Source organism: Alcaligenes sp. Me129 (assembly GCF_050487245.1).
Lineage (GTDB): Bacteria > Pseudomonadota > Gammaproteobacteria > Burkholderiales > Burkholderiaceae_B > Alcaligenes > Alcaligenes phenolicus.
The window spans coordinates 113,529-132,345 of record NZ_JBKQGX010000008.1 but is presented as its reverse complement, the minus strand read 5'-3'; the positions used below and the strand labels follow the sequence as shown (position 1 = coordinate 132,345).

The 18,817-nt window shown below is 56.9% G+C and carries 17 protein-coding genes; all 17 read left to right on the top strand.

The window, feature by feature from the left end:
- The first annotated feature begins 16 nt into the window (after nt 1-16).
- The 17 genes from ppa (at nt 17) to ACLPGZ_RS10615 (ending at nt 18,815) form a co-directional block, all read left to right on the top strand.
- A complete protein-coding gene (gene ppa / locus ACLPGZ_RS10695) occupies nt 17-553 on the top strand; it encodes an inorganic diphosphatase (protein ID WP_009462201.1) in 537 nt (178 codons plus the stop codon).
- Complete coding sequence (locus ACLPGZ_RS10690; protein ID WP_429641214.1) at nt 550-1,245, top strand: fumarylacetoacetate hydrolase family protein; 696 nt, start codon at nt 550-552, stop codon at nt 1,243-1,245. The genes ppa and ACLPGZ_RS10690 overlap by 4 nt, the downstream gene beginning before the upstream one ends.
- Nucleotides 1,246-1,479: 234 nt before the next feature.
- The gene (locus ACLPGZ_RS10685; RefSeq protein WP_035272837.1) at nt 1,480-1,983 is read left to right on the top strand and encodes a sigma-70 family RNA polymerase sigma factor; all 504 of its coding nucleotides are present in this window, start codon (nt 1,480-1,482) and stop codon (nt 1,981-1,983) included.
- Between the two features lie 7 nt (nt 1,984-1,990).
- Entirely contained in the window at nt 1,991-2,959 is a 969-nt protein-coding gene (locus ACLPGZ_RS10680) for a FecR domain-containing protein (RefSeq protein WP_088450200.1), read from the top strand.
- 139 nt (nt 2,960-3,098) lie between these two features.
- The gene (locus ACLPGZ_RS10675) at nt 3,099-5,621 is read left to right on the top strand and encodes a TonB-dependent siderophore receptor (RefSeq protein ID WP_429641212.1); all 2,523 of its coding nucleotides are present in this window, start codon (nt 3,099-3,101) and stop codon (nt 5,619-5,621) included.
- 40 nt (nt 5,622-5,661) lie between these two features.
- The gene (locus ACLPGZ_RS10670; RefSeq protein WP_157667166.1) at nt 5,662-6,816 is read left to right on the top strand and encodes a YncE family protein; all 1,155 of its coding nucleotides are present in this window, start codon (nt 5,662-5,664) and stop codon (nt 6,814-6,816) included.
- A 240-nt stretch (nt 6,817-7,056) separates the two neighbouring features.
- A complete protein-coding gene (locus ACLPGZ_RS10665; RefSeq protein WP_035272834.1) occupies nt 7,057-7,560 on the top strand; it encodes a sigma-70 family RNA polymerase sigma factor in 504 nt (167 codons plus the stop codon).
- Nucleotides 7,561-7,641: 81 nt separating this feature from the next.
- Entirely contained in the window at nt 7,642-8,631 is a 990-nt protein-coding gene (locus tag ACLPGZ_RS10660) for a FecR family protein (protein WP_035272833.1), read from the top strand.
- Nucleotides 8,632-8,888: 257 nt separating this feature from the next.
- On the top strand, nt 8,889-11,252 hold the full coding sequence (locus ACLPGZ_RS10655) for a TonB-dependent siderophore receptor (RefSeq protein WP_226348324.1): 2,364 nt from the start codon (nt 8,889-8,891) through the stop codon (nt 11,250-11,252).
- 104 nt (nt 11,253-11,356) lie between these two features.
- Nucleotides 11,357-11,614 (top strand): hypothetical protein, encoded by a 258-nt coding sequence (locus ACLPGZ_RS10650; protein ID WP_009462197.1) that lies wholly within the window; start codon nt 11,357-11,359, stop codon nt 11,612-11,614.
- Complete coding sequence (locus tag ACLPGZ_RS10645; protein WP_239054328.1) at nt 11,611-12,873, top strand: hypothetical protein; 1,263 nt, start codon at nt 11,611-11,613, stop codon at nt 12,871-12,873. The genes ACLPGZ_RS10650 and ACLPGZ_RS10645 overlap by 4 nt, the downstream gene beginning before the upstream one ends.
- Nucleotides 12,870-13,472 (top strand): pilus assembly protein TadE, encoded by a 603-nt coding sequence (locus tag ACLPGZ_RS10640; protein ID WP_115633792.1) that lies wholly within the window; start codon nt 12,870-12,872, stop codon nt 13,470-13,472. The genes ACLPGZ_RS10645 and ACLPGZ_RS10640 overlap by 4 nt, the downstream gene beginning before the upstream one ends.
- Complete coding sequence (locus ACLPGZ_RS10635; RefSeq protein ID WP_115633791.1) at nt 13,469-14,089, top strand: hypothetical protein; 621 nt, start codon at nt 13,469-13,471, stop codon at nt 14,087-14,089. The genes ACLPGZ_RS10640 and ACLPGZ_RS10635 overlap by 4 nt, the downstream gene beginning before the upstream one ends.
- Nucleotides 14,086-14,967, top strand: a complete 882-nt coding sequence (gene cpaB, locus ACLPGZ_RS10630) for a Flp pilus assembly protein CpaB (RefSeq protein ID WP_239054327.1) — start codon at nt 14,086-14,088, stop codon at nt 14,965-14,967. Before ACLPGZ_RS10635 ends, cpaB begins: the two co-directional genes overlap by 4 nt.
- Nucleotides 14,964-16,334 (top strand): type II and III secretion system protein family protein, encoded by a 1,371-nt coding sequence (locus tag ACLPGZ_RS10625; RefSeq protein ID WP_239054326.1) that lies wholly within the window; start codon nt 14,964-14,966, stop codon nt 16,332-16,334. Before cpaB ends, ACLPGZ_RS10625 begins: the two co-directional genes overlap by 4 nt.
- Entirely contained in the window at nt 16,324-17,973 is a 1,650-nt protein-coding gene (locus ACLPGZ_RS10620; RefSeq protein WP_428993890.1) for an ATPase, T2SS/T4P/T4SS family, read from the top strand. Before ACLPGZ_RS10625 ends, ACLPGZ_RS10620 begins: the two co-directional genes overlap by 11 nt.
- Nucleotides 17,970-18,815 (top strand): type II secretion system F family protein, encoded by an 846-nt coding sequence (locus tag ACLPGZ_RS10615; protein ID WP_239054324.1) that lies wholly within the window; start codon nt 17,970-17,972, stop codon nt 18,813-18,815. The genes ACLPGZ_RS10620 and ACLPGZ_RS10615 overlap by 4 nt, the downstream gene beginning before the upstream one ends.
- Nucleotides 18,816-18,817: the final 2 nt, after the last annotated feature.

Genomic DNA, 18,817 nt, shown 5'->3' with positions numbered 1-18,817 from the left:
TTAAAGGTTTGCACGAATGAGCCTCGCCCAAGTACCTGCTGGCAAAAAACTGCCCGACGAGATCAACGTAGTCATCGAAATCCCCATGAACTCGGACCCCGTCAAATACGAAGTTGACGAGAACGGCGTGGTTTTTGTGGACCGCTTCATGCTGACCGCCATGCACTACCCCTGCAACTACGGCTACGTTCCACAAACCATTTCGGACGATGGCGACCCGGTTGACGTGCTGGTGATTGCTCCATTCCCAATCCAGATCGGTGCCGTGATTCCTTGCCGTCCTATCGGCGTACTGCACATGGACGACGAAGGCGGTGGCGATGCCAAACTGCTGGCCGTGCCTACCGACAAGCTGTACCCCCTGTACCGCAACGTGAAGTCGCCTGAAGATCTGCAGCCCGAAGAGCTGGAGCGTATCAAGCACTTTTTCGAGCACTACAAAGACATCGAAAAAGGCAAATGGGTCAAGGTCAAGGGCTGGGACGGTATCGAAGCTGCCAAGAAAGAACTGGTAGACGGTGCCAAGCGCTTTGCTGACGGCCAGGCAAAATGAGTACCGTCATCCCCGCACCCGCCGTTGTGGCCCTGAATGTACAGGACAGTGAGCAGGTTTTTCCTGTACGCCGCATTTATTGCGTCGGCCGCAATTACGTCGAGCACGCACAGGAAATGGGCTTTACCGGTCGCGAAGATCCTTTCTTCTTCTGCAAACCGGCGGACTCCATCTTGAATGTGCTGCCCGGCGAGGTCTGCGACATGCCTTATCCCTCCCGTACCCAGGATCTGCATCACGAGATCGAACTCGTCGTGGCTTTGTCCAAGGGCGGGCGTGATCTGACCGTGGAGCAGGCTGCTGAATGTGTGTGGGGATACGCGGTGGGTCTGGACATGACCCGCCGGGATTTGCAGACGCAAGCCAAAAAAGCCGGTCGTCCCTGGGAAGTGGGCAAAGCCTTTGACCACTCCGCACCGACCGGCCCTCTGGTCCCACGCAGCCGTATTGGCGAGTTGTCCCAAGGTGCTATCACCCTGGACGTCAACGGCGAGCGTCGCCAGACCGGCGATCTGAATCAGCTGATCTGGAATGTGGCTGAGTCCATCGCTTACCTGTCGGGCCTGTTCGAGCTGGTCCCAGGCGACATTATTTTCACGGGAACCCCAGCCGGTGTCGGCTCGGTGGAACGTGGCGACGTGATGCACGGGGCGATCGACGGTCTGGGTAGCATAGAGGTGCGTCTGGTCTGATCCAGGTCTGAAGAGCTGGTCATGAACCCGTCTGGAGAGCAGTCTCCAGACGGGTTTATTCATTGGGTCTTCTGATGCAAGGCGGGGGCGCGTCGTCATTTGCATGTCTGCCGTCTGACGGTCAGGCGTGTGTAGATGACGGTATATCTTGCCTGTCAGAAGTAATTTATTGATAATTGAGACTTATTCTTATTTGTCTCCCTGCCTGACTCCAGGCTTTCAATGAATACACCCATGTCTGACAAGCTATCCGTGATGACGGTTGAAACGCTCTATTGCCTTCATCATGGCTGGCTGCAGGGCTGGCTGCGCCGTAAGCTGGGCAATAGCAATGATGCCGCTGATATTGCGCAGGACACCTTTGTGCGCATTCTGACAGCACGCACATTTTCCCCAGGTCTTGGCAGTGAACCGCGTGCCTTGCTGACGCATGTCGCGAAAGGCTTGCTGGTCGATCACTGGCGCAGAAAGTCGGTGGAAGAGGCTTATCTGGAAGCCATTGCCCATCTTCCCGCTGTGCATATGCCATCCCCGGAAACCAGACTGATCATCATCGAGGCCTTGATGCGGATAGACGCCATGCTGGCCAGCTTGACGCCGCGCACTCGGGAGGTGTTTTTGCTGGCGCAACTGCATGGCATGACGCTGGCTCAGATTGCCGAGCATATGAAGATGCCCTTGATTACGGTGCGTCGCTACATCCAGAAAGCGCTGGTTGCCTGCGCGGCGGTTGCATAGGGCTAGCATGTCTTCATCCACGGGCACCATCCAGCACGATCTGCTGAAAGAGGCGGCCAACTGGGCCATGACCTTCCAGTACGACACGCCTTCAGACAGCGAGCGTCAGGCTTTCGAACAATGGCGCAGAAAAAGCCCGGCTCATGAAGATGCCTGGACGCGAACACAGGCTGTATTTCATGTTTTCGATCAGTTGCCAGCGGAGATAGGCAAAGAGGTGGTGGAGAAGCTGGATCGTCGCCACAAACGTCGTCACACCTTGCGCATGCTGGGGACGTTGCTGTTTGCTGCGCCCTTGGGGATGCTGGCCGTCAGTCAGGCTCCCTGGCGTCGCTTGACCGCTGATGTGGCCACAGGAACGGGGGAGCGTAAACCTCTGGTTCTGCCTGATGGTTCCCAGCTGGTGCTCAATACGCGCAGCGCCGTGAATATTGCACAAAGCCAGACCGAGCGCCGACTCCATTTGCTGGCTGGCGAGATTCTGATTACGACCCAGCCGGACTCTTTTGCCGTTCCCAGACCTTTTCTGGTCGATACCTCCGCCGGACTGGTGCGTGCCTTGGGGACACGTTTCAGTGTGCGCCAGCTGGATGGTGATACGTTCCGCGTGGCGGTGCTGGAGCATGCCGTCGAGGTTCGGCCTTTGGCGGGGTCGTCTCGTCGCGTACAAGCGGGTGAGCAGGCGGACTTTGATATCAGGGGTGTCAGCACGCCTCGCCCATTACAAAACGCGGATGTGTTTTGGGAGCAGGGCATCTTGTTGGCCAAAGACATGCGGCTTGAGGATGTGCTGGCCGAGCTGGGGCGGTATCGCTCGGGTGTGCTGCGTTGTGATCCGACCTTATCGCAGTTGCGCGTATCGGGGGCCTTGTCCTTGAAGGATACTGATGCCGCCTTGGCCAGCCTGGCGGAGTCTTTGCCATTGCGCATCGTGACTTACTCATCATATTGGGTGGAGCTGGTTCCGCAGCTTTAAAGAGGCGCAACTCCGTGCGTTTGCTCAAGGTTTGAAAAAAATCTTCCATAAAGTGAGCACTTTTTTCGTCTCGTCCGGTGTACCTCTTATGACGCATGACGTCGCAGGTTTTCACCTCCATTGACGAAAGGTTCCTAGCATGGCTTCTCACGCATGTCTGTCCAGACTGGCCCGCAAAACGGCTGACGCGCAGACTTCACACCCCCATCGCACTGTGTTCCGGCTTAGAGCAGATGTTCTCGCTCTGTTTCTCAGTTCCACGCTTTGCGCGTTGACGGCAACCTCCTTGATGGCCAGCTCTCCCGCCCTGGCTGCTGACGTAATGGATACCAGCGCCAAACGAACTTACGCTCTGCCGGCGGGCAAGCTCAGTGACGCTCTGGCCGAGTTTGCCGCGCTTTCTGGTGTACAGCTGGTGTTTGAGCCGCAACAATTGGCGGGCTTGCAAAGCCGCCCCCTGCAAGGGCAGTACAGTGTTCAGGACGGCTTCGCTCGTTTGCTTGCCGACACGACTTATGAAGCGGTCGCTACAAGCGGCGGCCGCTATGTGCTGCGTTCCTTGCCTGAAACGGCCATGTCGTCCTCTGTCGATATCCAGGCGGGTGGCGTCACGCAGCTCAGTCCTGTGATTGTCACCGGTTTGTATCGTGGGGATTTGACGCCGGTGTATGCAGGCGGCAAGGTGGCCACGGGCAGTCGGGTAGGGTTGTTGGGCTACAAGGATTTCATGGAGACGCCGTTCAGCACCATCAGCTATACGGAAGAAGCGGTACGGCAGGCGCAGGATTTGGCGCGGGTAATTGGCTCTACTGACGCTGCGGTGTACGACCTGGGCATGCGTGGCACTGTGCGCGAAGCTTTTGTGATTCGCGGTTTTGACGTGGGTTCGGGCGATATTGCCTTTGGTGGCTTGTACGGTTTACTGCCTTATAACCGTGTCCCTTTGGAGTTAGTGGAACGGGTTGAGGTACTGAAAGGCCCGTCTGCCATGCTCAATGGCATGCCGCCCGGCGGTTCAGTGGGCGGGAGTGTGAACCTGGTCCCCAAACGTGCGACTGAAACGCCGTTGGCGCGTTTACCCGGCATGTTCGTCTCCGATGGCCAATATGGTAGCCATGTCGATGTAGGGCGCCGCTTTGGTGACAAGCAGCAGTTTGGTATTCGTTTCAACGGCTTGTATCAGGACGGAAGTACGGCTACCGATAAGCAGTCGAAACGGGCAACTCTGGCTGCATTGGGGCTGGATTGGCGTACGGATACCGTACGGCTGGCGGCTGACTTTTACGTTAGTAAAGACAATGTGAAAGGTGTCACGCGTGGCATTACGGTGGGTCGCGGATTGGATACGCCCGATGTACCTAAACCAGGGCAGGCTTTGGCACCAGACTGGACATACTCCCGTGCCGAGGACACCGCGTTTGTGCTGCGTGGCGAAGCTGATCTGAGCAAGGATGTGACGGTTTACGGTAACTACGGCCAAGGCAGCACGGATTATGACGGCTTGCTCGGGGTGGTGTTTGCGGTCACCGATCCGCAGGGCCGCTATCGAAACAATTTTGGACAGCAGCGCCAAGTGCTGGATCGCAAGGCAGGTGATGTGGGCATCATGGCCCGCCTGAGCACGGGCAGCGTGCGGCATGAACTGGCCCTGAGCGCTTCATACTATGAGCAAGAAGTGCGTTCCAAAACGGTTGTCGGACTATTGCCCACGGACTGGTACACGAATATCTATGCTCCTACTTGGGGGCCAGCTCCCGCAACAGTCATCGGCAAATCGGACGTGCCCAAAACCGCCTTGTCTCGCCTGAGCAGCGTAGGCATCGCTGACACCCTGTCCTTTGCGGACGATAGCATCATGTTGACACTGGGCATCCGGCATCAAAACGTCCTGAGCGAGTCTTTCCACCCTGTCAGTGGTGTCAGTACGGCGCGCTACAAGGAGTCGGCCACCTCTCCATCGGCGGCCTTGCTGGTCAAGCTCAGCGATGAGGTTTCCGTCTACGGCAACTACATCGAAGGATTGCGCGAGGGGGCGATTGCTCCAGTGGGCACCAATAACGCCGGTGAAATTTTCGCACCGCATAAAACCAGACAACATGAAGTGGGTGTGAAGCTGGATCTGGGTGATTTTGCCGCGACATTGAGTGCCTATCAAATCCGCCTGCCCAACAGCTATATCGACCCCACAAGCAATATCTTCTCCTTCGATGGTGAGCAGCGTAATCGTGGCCTGGAACTGAACTTCTTTGGAGAGCCCGTAGAGGGCTTGCGTCTGATGGGGGGCATTGCCTATCTGGATGCCGAGTTGAGCAAGACAGCCGGTGGTGTCAATCAAGGGCGGTTCGTCATGGCCAGACCCAAGTGGCAAGGCAAGTTGGGTGTGGAGTGGGATGTTCCTGGTGTGACAGGTCTGACGGCAACAGGAAATATGCAGGCGATCCAGGGACAGTATTACAGCAGCGATAACTCGATGCGTGCGGCGGGTAGAACTATCTTTGATGCCGGCTTGCGTTATCAAACTTCCATCAGCGGTCATGCACTGACCTTGCGTGCCGATGTACTGAATATCGCCAACAAAGCCTATTGGTCGGCTGGCGGTAGCGGCAAGCTCTGGCAGGGCGCTCCTCGAACATTCATGTTGTCCGCCAGCATGGATTTCTAATCCAGACGAATTTCACTTATTACCAAGCACGAGGTGGACTATGAATAAATGGCAGCGATATGGATTGCTGGCCTGCGTCAGCGTGACGGCTGCTTGCGCACAATTGGGTGCGGACAAGCGGGCAGCGGTAAGTCCCGCGACCCAGGAGCAAAAAGCGCAGGAAACGATACAGGTGACACGAAAAATGATTGCGCCGCGCTTGTATGAACTCGCTTATTCGGCGCGTCAGCAGGCGGTTTTTGTGGCATCAGCCGGGGGCGCGGATCCTGTCAGTGAGCCTTCCAGAATCTTGCGTCTGAATCCAGCTGATTTGTCGGTGACAGTAGAAATTCCGCTGGAGCGGGGTGGGTTCGGAGTTGCACTGGATGATGCCGCCAACCGTCTGTACGTGGGTAACGCACTGACGGCCTCGGTGACGGTCGTCGATACGGCGCAAAATCGCGTTCTTGGCGTCGTGCAATTGGCCGAGCCCATCCGTTACGACGGCGATAAAACGATCTATCCGCATCTGCTGCGCGAGCTGGTCGTGGATCAGAAGCGGCAACGCCTCTATGCTCCGGGTCTGAGTGCCCAAGGCAGTGTGCTGTATGTCGTCGATACGGCCAATCTGAAACTGGATCAGGTTGTTTCTGGCCTGGGAGCAGGCGCAGCGGGCATTGCTCTGGATAAAGAGGGCAATAGGCTCTATGTGTCCAACTTGCAGGGACAGGTATTTGGCATTGATACAAAGACCTTGACCATCAAAACCCAATGGGAGGTCAAGGCGGATCAATTGCTGAATCTGGCCTATGACCACAAACGCCATCGTCTGCTGGCAAGTGATCTGGGTTCGGAGCGTATGGATACCTTGCGCAAGGAGAAAGCCGGGCTGACGGAGTATGAAAAGCGCGGAACCGGACATAGGATGGTGGCGATTGATGCCAGAAACGGTGCCCTGTTGGCCAGCGTACCGACGGGCAAGGCTCCCATTGCACCGATGCTGGATGAAGGCCGGGACCGTGTTTATGTTTCCAACCGGGATAGCGGCACGGTCAGCGTGCTGGATGCAGAGGACTACACGCTTTTGGCGACGGTGCCTTTGGCGCCGCACCCTAATAGTCTGACCCTGGATGCAGCTTCGGGAAATGTCTACGTGTCCATCAAGGAAGAGAGCAGAACAGCAAGGGAAGGCGTGGCCCGGTTAGCGCCTCGTTAAGCTTGTTTCAAGAACGCCCGCCATTTGAACTACACCCCAAATATTGGACAACCATCCAAGCTTTGGGGGCAGATCAGTTGGCGGTTTTTTTTTGTTCGTTTGCCTGATAAAGGAGACAAAGATCTCAGGAGATGATCCTTTTGTTTCAGGCTTTTTCCTGTTCAGATCAAAACACAATAACAATAATGAGAATCGTTGTTATTATTATGTCCCCTTGATCTATTTACCCCATGCCGTTCTATGTCGCGTTTTTCGTCCTCACGTAAAACTTGGCTCGTGCATTACCACGAGCTGGTTAAGACGTGGACGCGACGTTCATCAAACAGCTGTGATGGGGAAGATGTGGCCCACGATGCTATTGCCGGAATGCTGGAGCAAGACGTAGCCCGAATCAGCAATCCCAGAGCCTATTTGCATCGCAGTGCGGCCAACAGTCTGATACAGCGACAAAAGCGGGAGCAGCCTGCTTTAACGATTCCCTTGCAGGATCTGAGCGAACAGGATCATCCCGTGGTGTCGGGCGCCGAGGAGGCAGCCTATTGCGGGCAGTTGTCGGAAGCCTTGCTGGCGGCCCTGGATGAGCTGCCACCCGTCTGTCAGCAGGTTTTTTCCTGCCACAGGCTGGAAGGCTGGACCGTGCCTGAAATCGCCAGTCATCTGGGTTTGTCTGTCAGTTCGGTAGAAAAGTACCTGACCCGCAGCATGCGTCATTTGCAGCTTAAGTTGCAGCAGTTTTCCTCTTAATATAACGATGCACGCCATGAGCACTTTTCTGTCTTCACCCGCATTGGTACAGGGATTAACCGGCGAGCTATCGTAGCGACTATGAGCTTATCCCATTCACTTCCCATTCCTGATGATCCACACGACGCTGCCGCGTTCTGGTTTGCGCGCGTGCGAGGTGGCCTGATGCAGGAGGGGGATCAGACGCTGCTCAAGCAATGGCGTGAACAGGACCCGCGTCATGCGCAGGCTTATCAGGACATGGAAGCCATGTGGTCGATTGCGCAGGCAACACCGGATGCCGCTTTCAAGGCACGCTTGGCACAAAACACTCGCCCTCGGGCACCGCAATGGGGACGTAGAGCGTTTATCGCAGGGTTGGGAAGTGCCTGTGCGGCGATAGCGGGTGTCGCTGTTCTGGGGCCGCAGCGTTGGCTGGAAAGTGAGCAATATACCCAGCGCTATGTCAGCCGCAAGGGCGAACGGCTTGAGCAGACCTTGCCGGACGGATCGCTGATCAGTCTGAATACCGATAGCGTGGTGCACGTGTCCTTTTATCAATCCGAGCGCCGCGTCGTGTTGGAAAAAGGGGAGGCTTTTTTCCAGGTGCGCTCCGAGCCAGATCGGCCTTTTAATGTCGATGCCGGCCAGGCCGTGATACGGGTGACGGGCACTCGTTTTAATGTGCGACGCGAGACGGACACGGTTGATGTGGCGGTTGATTCCGGTTCGGTACGTGTAGAGAGCGGACCCTGGTGGAACAGCACCAATTACAACCTCGTAGGGGAGCAGGGTGTGCGTCTGGGTAGCGGTCAACAGGCCTCCGTGCAGTCACGAAATATGGTGCAGGCTTTGGCCTGGCGTCAGGGTCGAGCCATTTTCGATGCTGAGCCACTGGAGCACATCGTAGCCGAACTCAATCGCTACAAGGAGCCAGGCATTGTGCTGCATAGCCCATCCTTGCGCGGGCTGCGAGTGACCGGTGTTTTCGATGTGAATGATCCCCAGGCTTTTCTGGGCGTCCTGCCCTCATTGGCACCCGTGGTGATTGTCCAAGGACCCGATGGCCGGTTGGGTATTGCGGCTCGTTAGACCACATATTCTTTGAAAGATACAATTGCTTTCAATTTAGGAACGAGAATCGTTACGGAGTTTGCTCCTGATTGACTCTTATGAGGGAAGGGACAGTTTTGCGTCCCTGATTGCCTTTGGCCAAAGGGCTTGTCGCTTTGTGCGTCGCTTTCCTTATAACGAGTACTACGGTGTATCCACAGAACACAAATAAACGATGGCCTCTTTTTGCCTTACGCCCGGTGCAGGGTGTAGGGCTCAGCGTATTGGCACTGGCCTTGTCGTTCAGTCCCTTGGGGCAGGCGATTGCGCAGGACGCGCCTGCGCTGTCAATCTCTATTCCGGCTCAATCCCTGAACCGGGCTTTACTTGAGTTGGGGCAGCAGGCAGACATTCAAATCTATTATTTGCCCGATACCGTCAGTGGCTTTCAGGCAGCGCCAGTCAGGGGGCGCATGACGCCGCAGCAGGCTATGCAAAGCTTGTTGAGGGGGACGGGCGTGCAAGCCAGCTGGAAAGGGCGAACGGTTTCTTTAACCCTAGCAAGCCGTGATGACACTACGCAATTGGCTCCGATCACGGTTATGGCCAATACGAGCCTGGCGACGGAAGGGAGTGGATCCTATGTCACCCCCAGAGTCAGTATCAGCAAGGGTGAGCAGTCCTTGCGGGAGATTCCCCAGGCCGTCTCGGTCATCACCCGTCAGCAGCTGGATGATCAGGGTGTGACCGATATTCGGGATGCCTTGAACAAGGCGCCGGGTGTCACTATGGTGGCCAATGATCCCGGTGGTCAGTTCTATTCGCGTGGCTTCTTTATCCAGAGCTATCAGTTTGACGGTGTGCCTTTGGAGCGCCAGTTGTATGCGCGTGGCTCTGCCTTTAATTCAGATACTTCGATTTATGATCGCGTTGAAATCATGCGTGGTCCGCAAGGTCTATTTGAAGGCGCGGGGGATCCTTCAGGGTCGGTGAATATGGTGCGTAAACGTCCCACCAACGAGCGACAGTTTGTATTTACTGGCACAACTGGATCGTGGGACCGCTACGGTGCTCAGGCGGATTTGTCCGGCGCACTGAACGACTCGGCCACTGTCCGCGGACGGGTGGTGTTGAATTATGACAAGCAAGACTCCTTCCGCGATTATGTGGGTTCGGTGGATCGCACGTTTTACGGGGCTCTCGACTTTGATCTGGGGCCGGCCACCACAGTAGGTTTGGGTTATAGCCGCGAGAAACCCTATGGTGTCATCGATTGGTCGGCTTTGCCCAATTATGGTGATGGCTCTATGCCAGACTACCCGCGGCATACGAACTTGAGCGCACCCTGGAACCATACGTCCAAGACTCAGGACACCTGGTTTGCAGATTTTGCGCATCGCTTTAACGAGGACTGGAAATTCAAGGCCAGCTTAGTGCGTGTGCGTGAGTCCAACGATGTGAAGTATCTGCTCCGGACAGGGCGTTTGGGCCCTCCTAATACCTTTCGGGGAGACGCCTACGCCTTTGATATGGTGTCGCGCCAATGGGGTGGCGATGCCTATTTGAACGGACGTACTCGTTTGTTTGACCGGCAGCTGGATGTCACCCTGGGCGCTAATTTTTCTCGTTTGCGCAGCCATGACTTGTGGGGCTGGATGCGAAATGTAGAGAACCTGAATGCGTCGTACCAGCAGCGTGTCACCGCTCCCGAATTGGCCAGTGAAGATATTATTGCTGCCAATCGTATGGATGACGGCTATCGTTCGGACAAGAAAGGCGTGTATGCCACGGCACGCTATCAGCTCGCCGAGCCCTTTTCCGTGTTAGTAGGTGGCCGTCTCTCCTGGTATGAGCAGACCTACCTGTCTGACGGTGTTTGGGGGAAATCCGAAACCAATGCCAAGGAAAACAGCAAGTTCACCCCCTTTATGGGGTTGGTGGTGGATCTGGATAATCAATGGTCCGTCTATGCCAGTTACGCCGATATTTTTCGGCCACAAAGCCAGCGCGACCGCTCCGGTGCTTTTCTGAGTCCTGTCACAGGTCGTAATTACGAGTTGGGCTTGAAAGGCGAGTTGATGGATGGACGCGTCAATACCTTGTTGGCGGTTTTCCGCACTGATCAAAAGGGCGTGGCTTTCGAGGATGGTACGGTGCCTGAGAGCGTGGCCAACTTGAATTGCGGCGGTACGTGCTACCGGCCCTCTGCGCAGGTTCGTAGTCAGGGTTTTGAGGCGGAAATCAACGGTGAAATCTTGCGTGGCTTGCAGGTGGCTGCCTCGTATACCTACACCCAGACGCGTAACCGGGGCAATGATGTCCCGTCTGTGGGTTACGATATTTCCGCCAATACGGGTGTGCCACGTCATATGGCACGAGTCTGGGCCAATTACCGTTTGCCAGGGCAATGGCATAAATGGAGCATGGGCGCGGGATTGAATCTGCAAAGTGCTTCGTCCAGCTTCGGCTACTACGGACGCAAGCAAGGTGGCTATGCCGTTGCGGATGCCCGCGTCGCCTATCAGTTTAGCGATCAGCTCAGTGCTGCCGTCAATATCAATAACTTGTTTGACCGCCATTATTTCCAGTCGATCAGTTATGACCATAATTACTATGGCACCCCACGCACTGTTTATCTGACCGTGCAATATCGAATGTAAGGCAACAGAGCCGGCAGCCGGACAAGCCCATCCAGCTCGGCTTTTGCGAATATTCTGGCCCGCTGCCAAGGGGCAGACTGTGAACTGACTTTTGGGAGATTCCAATGAGACAGTTCATCAGGCGGCAGCGCGGCCAGGGCATGGTCGAGTATTTAATTATTGTGGCTTTGGTCGCGGTGGCGGCCATTGCGGTGTACCAGTCCTTTGGTCAGGTGATTCGCAATCAGACCGCGGCCATGGCCAAGGAACTGGCGGGGGAGGATGGCTCCGAGCAGACTCAGCAAGCGCAATCTGCCGCTTCTGCTGCGGCCGCTCAAGGCAGTGCCAAGAGCCTGAAATCCTTTACAGGCAATGCGCAATGAGGCCGCCCAACCGACCACAAGAGGGGGCGGCATTAGCCTGGGGCCTGATCGCGCTGGCACTTCTGTCTGTCGCGTGGGGCGGCTACTTTCATGTGAACCAGATTGCCGAGCAGCAAGGGCGTTTGTCCCTGGTGCTGGATGCGGCTGCCTATGGTGCGGCCACCGAGCAGGCACGTACCTTGAACCTGCTGGCTTATATCAATCGGGCGCAGTTGGGGCATCAACTGGCTTTGGGTCATTTATTGACCTTGGCAACATGGGACAGGGCAGCGCAAACGCAGTCCGGGCAAGCGCGTAGGGCGAATCCGCCTGCGCACTTGGTCGCCATGATGTTTGGTCCCGCACATGGGCTGGCGTATACCCAGGCGCGCTCTGCTGGAGACAACCAGCAGGCCTTAGAACAGGCTTTCCAGGCCCATCAGCGTTTGATTCATGACGTGCTGGCGCAGGCCCAAGAGCAATTGGTAGAGGGGTTACCGCAACGGCGACAAACCATTATTCAGGCGACCTTGGATGGCAGTTTGCCGGATTGGCCGGCTCAAGCCATTCGCTGGCAGTTTGAGCAGGACGACTGGCCGCAGTTTCTGTTGCTACAGTCCGGACAAGCCCAATGGCAGTCGGGCTTGGCGCATCTGGTGTCTTTATACGGGTTTCTGGCCCCACGGGATTACGAGGCTCGCTCTTATCCCGGTGTCGATCGGCGTTGCCCTTTGTGGCAGCATCGTTTGCGTCGTGCTGGTCGTACCGAGTTTGACCGTTCGGGCCGCTGGCATTCCAACGATACGCAGTCCATGCATATGGTTCGCTCCAACCGTTGGATAGGCTGTTATTTCCGTGAGTATGCCATGGCGTGGGCCTTGCAAACGCCAACTCATGCGTCCGGAATTGATGCGCCAGACGACTTTTCAGGGCAGAGCTTCTGGAAGTGGGCGCTGGAGCAGGGCAATAGCTCTTTGCTATCGGCTCAAGGCAATACAGTGGCGCAATCCTGGGCGCGGCGAGATGCCAGACCCTGGAGTCAAAGGTCATGGGTAGACGGGTATGCCTTGGCTGATTCTGAAAAGAGCGCAGGCCCCGATCTGGTGCTGACATTACAGGCCCAAGGCCATTTGGGACAAACCGTTCATACACGGGCGGCGGCGCAATCAGTTTTCTCCCTGCCACCGGATAGGGCAGATTCCGGTGTGGATGCCAAGCCCAGCCTGTTTTTGCCCTTTTGGCAGGCACGGCTGATGGATGCAGGAGGCCGCCAATTATGAACACGCGACAAAAAGGGATCGCACTGGTCGAGGCCTGTTTGCTGGGTGTGGTGTTGGGCCTGATGGTGATGGCGGGACGTTGGCTGATGCAGCAGCAGTATCGCTTGCAGCAAATGCAGCAGAGTACACACTTGAGCCTGTTCACGCACGATGCCCATGGCAAGCCAGTTCCAGCAGCGAGCAGCCCCGTTCAAGAAGCAGTACCGACCCGTTTTTCGGAGTCGCCGATAGCGACAACCCAGCCCTTGCAATGGGAGCTTTTGAGCTTGCGCAGTGGATTCTGGACGGCACAGTCGCGTGTTTCCATTCCGTGGCCGCGTTGGCTGGCAACTCTGTCCATCAAAACACAGTTGCAGCGCCAATCCCGGCTGTGGGCGGCTGCGGGGCAGGCTAACAGTACACAACAAACACGTCAGCGTTTGGAAAACAGTACGACTGCTTGGGGTGAGGCCATGGCCTCAAGCCGGCCCGCTGCCAGAGAAACGATACGGCAGGCAGGGCCTATGGACGCGGCCTGGGGGCGGACACGAGCCGATTTGGATTGGCTGAGCCGGTGGCAGGATTACGTGCCGGATCATGGCCCCAAGGAGCGACCATGAGACAGCTGCTTGCCTTGCTCTTGCTGTTTTTCTTGATGTTCAGCCCTGTGCCGGCTAGAACGCAGCCCTTGCTCCTACCTTTGCAGGACTCCCAAGTTCAGTGGGATCAAGGGCAAATGGCACAGACCGATGTTGGTCCTGTGTATAGCTGGGGACTGAGCACAGACCTGGATGCGCAGACCTTGGCTTCTCGTTTGGAGCCATTCTGTGGAGCTCATTACGGCGCAATCAGATTGGAAGGGCAATGGGTATTTCTGCGTGCCAAAGATGGCAGGAATTGCGTTTTGTGGTTGGAGGATATACAGGCCTCGACCTTGTCGGGTTTATTAAGTGTTTCCGAACACAGTCAGCCTGTTTCCCCCTCATCGGTCTGGTCAGCGCCACCCGTTGCTGGTGCCGTCCTGTGGCAACACGAACAGCCAGGGCAAGTGCAAAGCTGGCTGTTGAAGGCCGAGCCTGGATGGCAAGCCGATTTGCGTCGCAAGGACTGGGGAGGCGAGGCGGGCGAGCGTTATTGGCGCAAAGGCCCGGCCGAGCTGGATGTCATGGAGCTGGAGCATGAGCAGCAGCGCTACTTGCTCTTGATCTGCCGTGCCTGTGGAAAGGAGGCCTCATGATTCGGGCGAAATTCTTTTGGCTATGCCGTCATCCCAGCGCAGGGTTTGGCCTGCTGGCCTTGGTGGCTGGTTTGATGGCAGCCGGGACCAGCAGTCGTTACTTGGACCGGCAGGAAGAGGCTCTGCGGCAAGCGGCGCATCGTGTGCAATTGGATAGGGTGGTAGCCGCCTCCAGTCTGACAGCGGGGACGGTGTTGCAGGCGGAGCATTTGGCCGCCCGTGCCTTTCCTGCTGAACTGGTGCCTAGCGACAGTTGGGATGTGGCGCAGTTTGAGAGTCTGCTAGGGCAAGTGCTCAGCCAGCCTTTGCGGGCAGGGGATTTGATCAGCAAGGCGCATGTACAGGAGGTCAGCAGTCCATTTTCACAGCAATTGCTCTCTGGCAGGCGTGCCCTGACTGTGCCGGTGGATGCGATCAGTTCGGTGTCGGGGTTGATCCGGCCAGGAGATCTGATCGATATCTATGTCAGTTTTGACGACAGGCAGCGGCGGGTAACGGCTCCCTTATTGCAGTCTGTTCTGGTTTTGGCGACCGGACAAAAGTCGGGTGATGGCTCGGCCACGGCCCAATTGGATAAGGACGCATATAACACCTTGACCCTGGATGTAGGACCGGACGATGCCTTGAAGTTGCTGGCGGCCAGACAGCATGGACGTATCAGTGCCTTGCTGCGCAATCCGGATGACCATACGCCCCATCAGGCTGCTGTGCGTGGTGAGTTGGCCGACATTCTGGGACTTGGGCCGGGAGCAAGCCCCAAACAGCCTGTACAGGTTTTGTACGGCAACAGACCAGCAGGGCAGCTTGGGCAGGCGGAAGTGGAGCGTCTGGGTTGGCTGAATATGCCGGACAGCTTTTCTATGGGGCAGCAGCCATGAGCAGAAATCGCTATTGGCCCAGGCGGGTCGTTGTGAGCTTGCTGTCCGGTGCCTTGTTTGGTGCAAGCCTGCAAACCCAAGCCCAGGGCTTGGGGCTGCAAGTGGGCGAGTTGATGGTTCTGCCTGACACGCAGGTGGAGCGGGTGGCGGTCGGCGACGGTGATATTGTTCACGCCGTCACCACGGAATCGGGCGAGTTGATTCTGTTTGCACGCAAAACAGGCAGCACGGTGGTGCAAGTCTGGTCTCATTCCGGGAAGAGCCAGTCCTATCAAGTTGAGGTGTCACCCGAAAACCATAGGCAAACCTTGGCGGAGCTACGAAGTTTGCTGGAGCGCATTCCCGAGCTACGCATCAGCGAGCTGGGCGGCAAGCTGGTGCTGGAAGGAGAGGGCTTAAGCGACCAAGACAAGCAACGCATTCAGGCTTTAAGTCAGGAGCATCCTCAACTGCTGGATTTCACGCAGCAGGACGGTTGGGAACCGATGGTCTTGCTGGATGTGCAGGTAGTCGAGGTGCCGCGCAATAGTCTGCGGGAGCTGGGGGTACGCTGGGACGGGAGTTCCCAAGGTGGTTTGAGTATGGGCGGTGCCTGGGATGCGACCACTCATCAGTTTCTGGACAGGCCTGGAGAAGCCGTTTTGCCTTTGGCTTTCCCCGCCAAGCAGGGCGCGGCGTTCTTTGGTGTTGGCGCCTTGATGTCTGCTCGCGTTCAGGCCATGGCACAGGAAGGGCATGCGGTTGTACTGGCGCAACCGCAGCTATTGGCACGCAGTGGTTCTCAAGCCGAGTTTCTGGCCGGGGGCGAGCTGCCTTACACCACCACGGACGACAAGGGAAACAGCAAGACCAGCTTCAAGCCTTACGGTGTGTCGCTGCGCATTGTGCCGCGAGTCGAGCGTGGCGGGTTGGTGCGTTCGCAGATCGAGGTGGAGGTTAGCTCCGTTGATGCCAGCCTATCCCAACCCGCCGGGCCGTCTTTGAAAACCCGACGAGCTTCGACCGAGTTCAATGTCCGTTCAGGACAAACGCTGGTGCTGGCAGGGTTTATCTCGCGTGAAGAATCTCGGCATGTGGATCGTCTACCGGGATTGGCCAGTTTGCCAGTGCTGGGCGCCTTGTTTCGTTCCGAACGCTTTGCCCGACAGGAAACGGAACTGGCGGTATTTGTGACGCCGACTTTGGTGGCTGCGGAACATCCTGATTTGCTGGCTCGGCAGGCCAATGCTGCCCAGTGGTTGGATCAAACCTTTCCTGATGCTCCGCGCTTGAATACACCTGTGCGTGCCATCCCCAAGGGAGCAGGGCGAGGCACCTGGTCGCAATGGGTAGAACCTGATAGTGAGGTATTTCGTGTTGAACCTTGAACTTGAGTCGGAGCTGGGGACGACGCGCCCCTGCACGGTCAGTTTGCCGGCCTTGATAGGGCGTGACCCGGCCTGTGATGTGGTTCTGCCGTCCTGGCGTATCGCGCGCCAGCATGCCAGTTTTCTGAAGCGGGCGGGGGCGGTGTACATCCAGGATCACGGCTCTTTGACGGGCGTACAGCTTAACGGCAAACGGGTTTATGACGATGGGCCTTTGCGCTTGGGCGATGTACTGGTGCTGGGAGGGTTCAAGTTGCGGATTGCCGGTTTTGGGCAGAAGGTTCAGCCCAGAGTTGATATGGCCGTTTCGGACTTGGGAAACCCACCGGAAACCTCAATACCGCAGTCCTTTACGATGGAAGAACCGCGTCAGACACCACAAGGTGAGCAAGGTTTTTTCCCTCCTGGGCAAGCTGATCTTCCGGTATCCGATAGTGATCTGTTCAGACAGGAACAGCAACGCCTGCATCAAGCCTTGTTGAGTGCGTTGGAATTGGAGCGTCGAGACCTCTCCCGCGTCACAGACAAACAGTTGAAGCAGGAAGCCTTTGATTGCTTGGGTCGTTTGATCCAGGCCCAATGTGCTGTCCCCAAGCATGAGCAAGCCAGACTGCAAGCCAGTGTTTGTGCCGAAGCGGTGGGTTTGGGCCCTCTGGAGCCTTTACTGGCTGATGCCTCGGTCTCGGAAATTATGGTCAATCATTATGACCGGGTGTTTGTTGAGCAGGCGGGGCGGCTCCAGGCCCATCCTCTGGTGTTCAGCAGCGAGTCGGCCTTGCGGGCGATTATTGACCGCATCCTGGCTCCCTTGGGTAGACGGCTGGATATCAGCTCGCCCGCAGTGGATGGGCGCTTGGCCGATGGTTCGCGTTTTCATGCGGTACTGTCGCCCATTGCGGTCAAGGGAACCTGCGTGACCATACGCAAGTTTCCGAAACGACGCCTGGGGCTGGAGGATCTGTTGCAGACAGGCAGTTTGTCGCCGGAGATGGCCGCTTTCCTGCAACAGGCGGTGCAGCGACGCTGCAATATTTTGGTTTCGGGTGGAACCGGGACAGGCAAAACGACTTTGCTGAACGTGCTCAGCACCTGCATTGATTCAGGTGAAAGAATCGTGACCCTGGAAGACGCGGCTGAGCTGCAGTTGCAGCACAGTAATTGGGTGGCTTTGGAGTCCCGACCCGCGAATGCAGAAGGTCAGGGGCAGGTCGATATACGGAGCCTGTTGCGACAAGCCTTGCGAATGAGGCCAGACCGGATTGTGGTGGGGGAGTGCCGGGGCGCAGAAGCTTTCGATATGTTGTCGGCCATGAACACCGGCCACGAAGGCTCGATGGGGACCTTGCATGCGAATACGCCTCGCGACGCCTTGTCCCGCCTGGAAGGGATGGTGTTGATGGCAGGCCTGGATTTGCCTTTGCTGGTTGTGCGAGAGCATATCGCGCGGGCTTTGCACATTATCGTGCAATTGAGCCGCTTGCCTGATGGGAAGCGTTTGGTGCACGAGATTGTGGAGGTGACCGGCATCGAGGCGCAGCGTATTCAACTGCAAACCTTGTACAGCTATCGCCCGGAGTTCGGTTTTGCCGCCAGTGGCTTGCGTTCCGAGCATGTTTCGTCTGCAGAGAGGCAGTCATGAGATTTCTCAGTGTTTTGCTGATTGTCTTGGGTACCACGGCGTTGGCCTATGTATTGCTACGTTCAGGACAGCGTCTTGCCAAGCGTTATAGGCAGCAACTGCTCAGGCAGTCCGAGCAGAGTTTGCAATCGCATTTTGTATTTGTACGCAGTCAGTATTTGGCTTTTGGGGCCTGGGCTTTATTGCCTCTGATCTTTTTGACGGCCTGGTGGCTGATGCAGTCGTTCTGGCTGGCAGCGATGGTAGCCCTGCTGGCTGCAGTCACGCCTCTACTGGTTCTGCGCTGGATGGGACAGCGGCGCTTGGCAAGCTTACGACGACAGTTGCCTGACTTTGTTCTGTCTTTGGCCTTGAGCCTGCAAGCAGGTTTGGCCTTGCAAGCGGCTTTGCAGCAGCTGTCTCAATCTTTGCCTGCGCCCTTGGGGCAAGAGCTGCGTTTGCTATTGCGTCAGCAGCGCTTGGGGGTGAGTGCCAAGGACTCGTATCAAGACCTTCTGGATCGAGTGCCGGTGTCAGAACTGGCCATGTTGTTCAGTGCCTTGCAGATGGGCCAGAGCACGGGGGCGGGGCTAGGGGAACGCTTGAAGATACTGGCGCAAACCATTCGGGCGCGACTGACCATCGAGGACAAGATTGTTGCCTTGACCGCGCAGGCCCGTTTGCAGGCGCGCATCATGTTCTGCCTACCGGGTTTTGTGGCGGGGGCTCTGTACCTTCTGGATGCCACCGCATTTGAGCAAGCCTGGTTCAACACATTGGGTGTTTGGGTGGCGGGGGCGCTAGTGGCCATGCTGCTGATGGGGCTGTGGTGGATGCAAGTGATCCTGCGAGGGGAGGGGTGATC

Excerpts from the sequence above, each read along its gene's own strand:
- ACLPGZ_RS10665 (WP_035272834.1), top strand. The coding sequence starts at position 7,057 with ATGTCGCGTTTTTCGTCCTCACGTAAAACTTGGCTCGTGCATTACCAC.
- ACLPGZ_RS10670 (WP_157667166.1), top strand. The coding sequence starts at position 5,662 with ATGAATAAATGGCAGCGATATGGATTGCTGGCCTGCGTCAGCGTGACG.
- cpaB (WP_239054327.1), top strand. The coding sequence starts at position 14,086 with ATGATTCGGGCGAAATTCTTTTGGCTATGCCGTCATCCCAGCGCAGGG.
- ACLPGZ_RS10660 (WP_035272833.1), top strand. The coding sequence starts at position 7,642 with ATGAGCTTATCCCATTCACTTCCCATTCCTGATGATCCACACGACGCT.
- ACLPGZ_RS10675 (WP_429641212.1), top strand. The coding sequence starts at position 3,099 with ATGGCTTCTCACGCATGTCTGTCCAGACTGGCCCGCAAAACGGCTGAC.
- ACLPGZ_RS10645 (WP_239054328.1), top strand. The coding sequence starts at position 11,611 with ATGAGGCCGCCCAACCGACCACAAGAGGGGGCGGCATTAGCCTGGGGC.
- ACLPGZ_RS10650 (WP_009462197.1), top strand. The coding sequence starts at position 11,357 with ATGAGACAGTTCATCAGGCGGCAGCGCGGCCAGGGCATGGTCGAGTAT.
- ACLPGZ_RS10635 (WP_115633791.1), top strand. The coding sequence starts at position 13,469 with ATGAGACAGCTGCTTGCCTTGCTCTTGCTGTTTTTCTTGATGTTCAGC.
- ppa (WP_009462201.1), top strand. The coding sequence starts at position 17 with ATGAGCCTCGCCCAAGTACCTGCTGGCAAAAAACTGCCCGACGAGATC.
- ACLPGZ_RS10640 (WP_115633792.1), top strand. The coding sequence starts at position 12,870 with ATGAACACGCGACAAAAAGGGATCGCACTGGTCGAGGCCTGTTTGCTG.
- ACLPGZ_RS10690 (WP_429641214.1), top strand. The coding sequence starts at position 550 with ATGAGTACCGTCATCCCCGCACCCGCCGTTGTGGCCCTGAATGTACAG.
- ACLPGZ_RS10680 (WP_088450200.1), top strand. The coding sequence starts at position 1,991 with ATGTCTTCATCCACGGGCACCATCCAGCACGATCTGCTGAAAGAGGCG.
- ACLPGZ_RS10625 (WP_239054326.1), top strand. The coding sequence starts at position 14,964 with ATGAGCAGAAATCGCTATTGGCCCAGGCGGGTCGTTGTGAGCTTGCTG.
- ACLPGZ_RS10685 (WP_035272837.1), top strand. The coding sequence starts at position 1,480 with ATGTCTGACAAGCTATCCGTGATGACGGTTGAAACGCTCTATTGCCTT.
- ACLPGZ_RS10615 (WP_239054324.1), top strand. The coding sequence starts at position 17,970 with ATGAGATTTCTCAGTGTTTTGCTGATTGTCTTGGGTACCACGGCGTTG.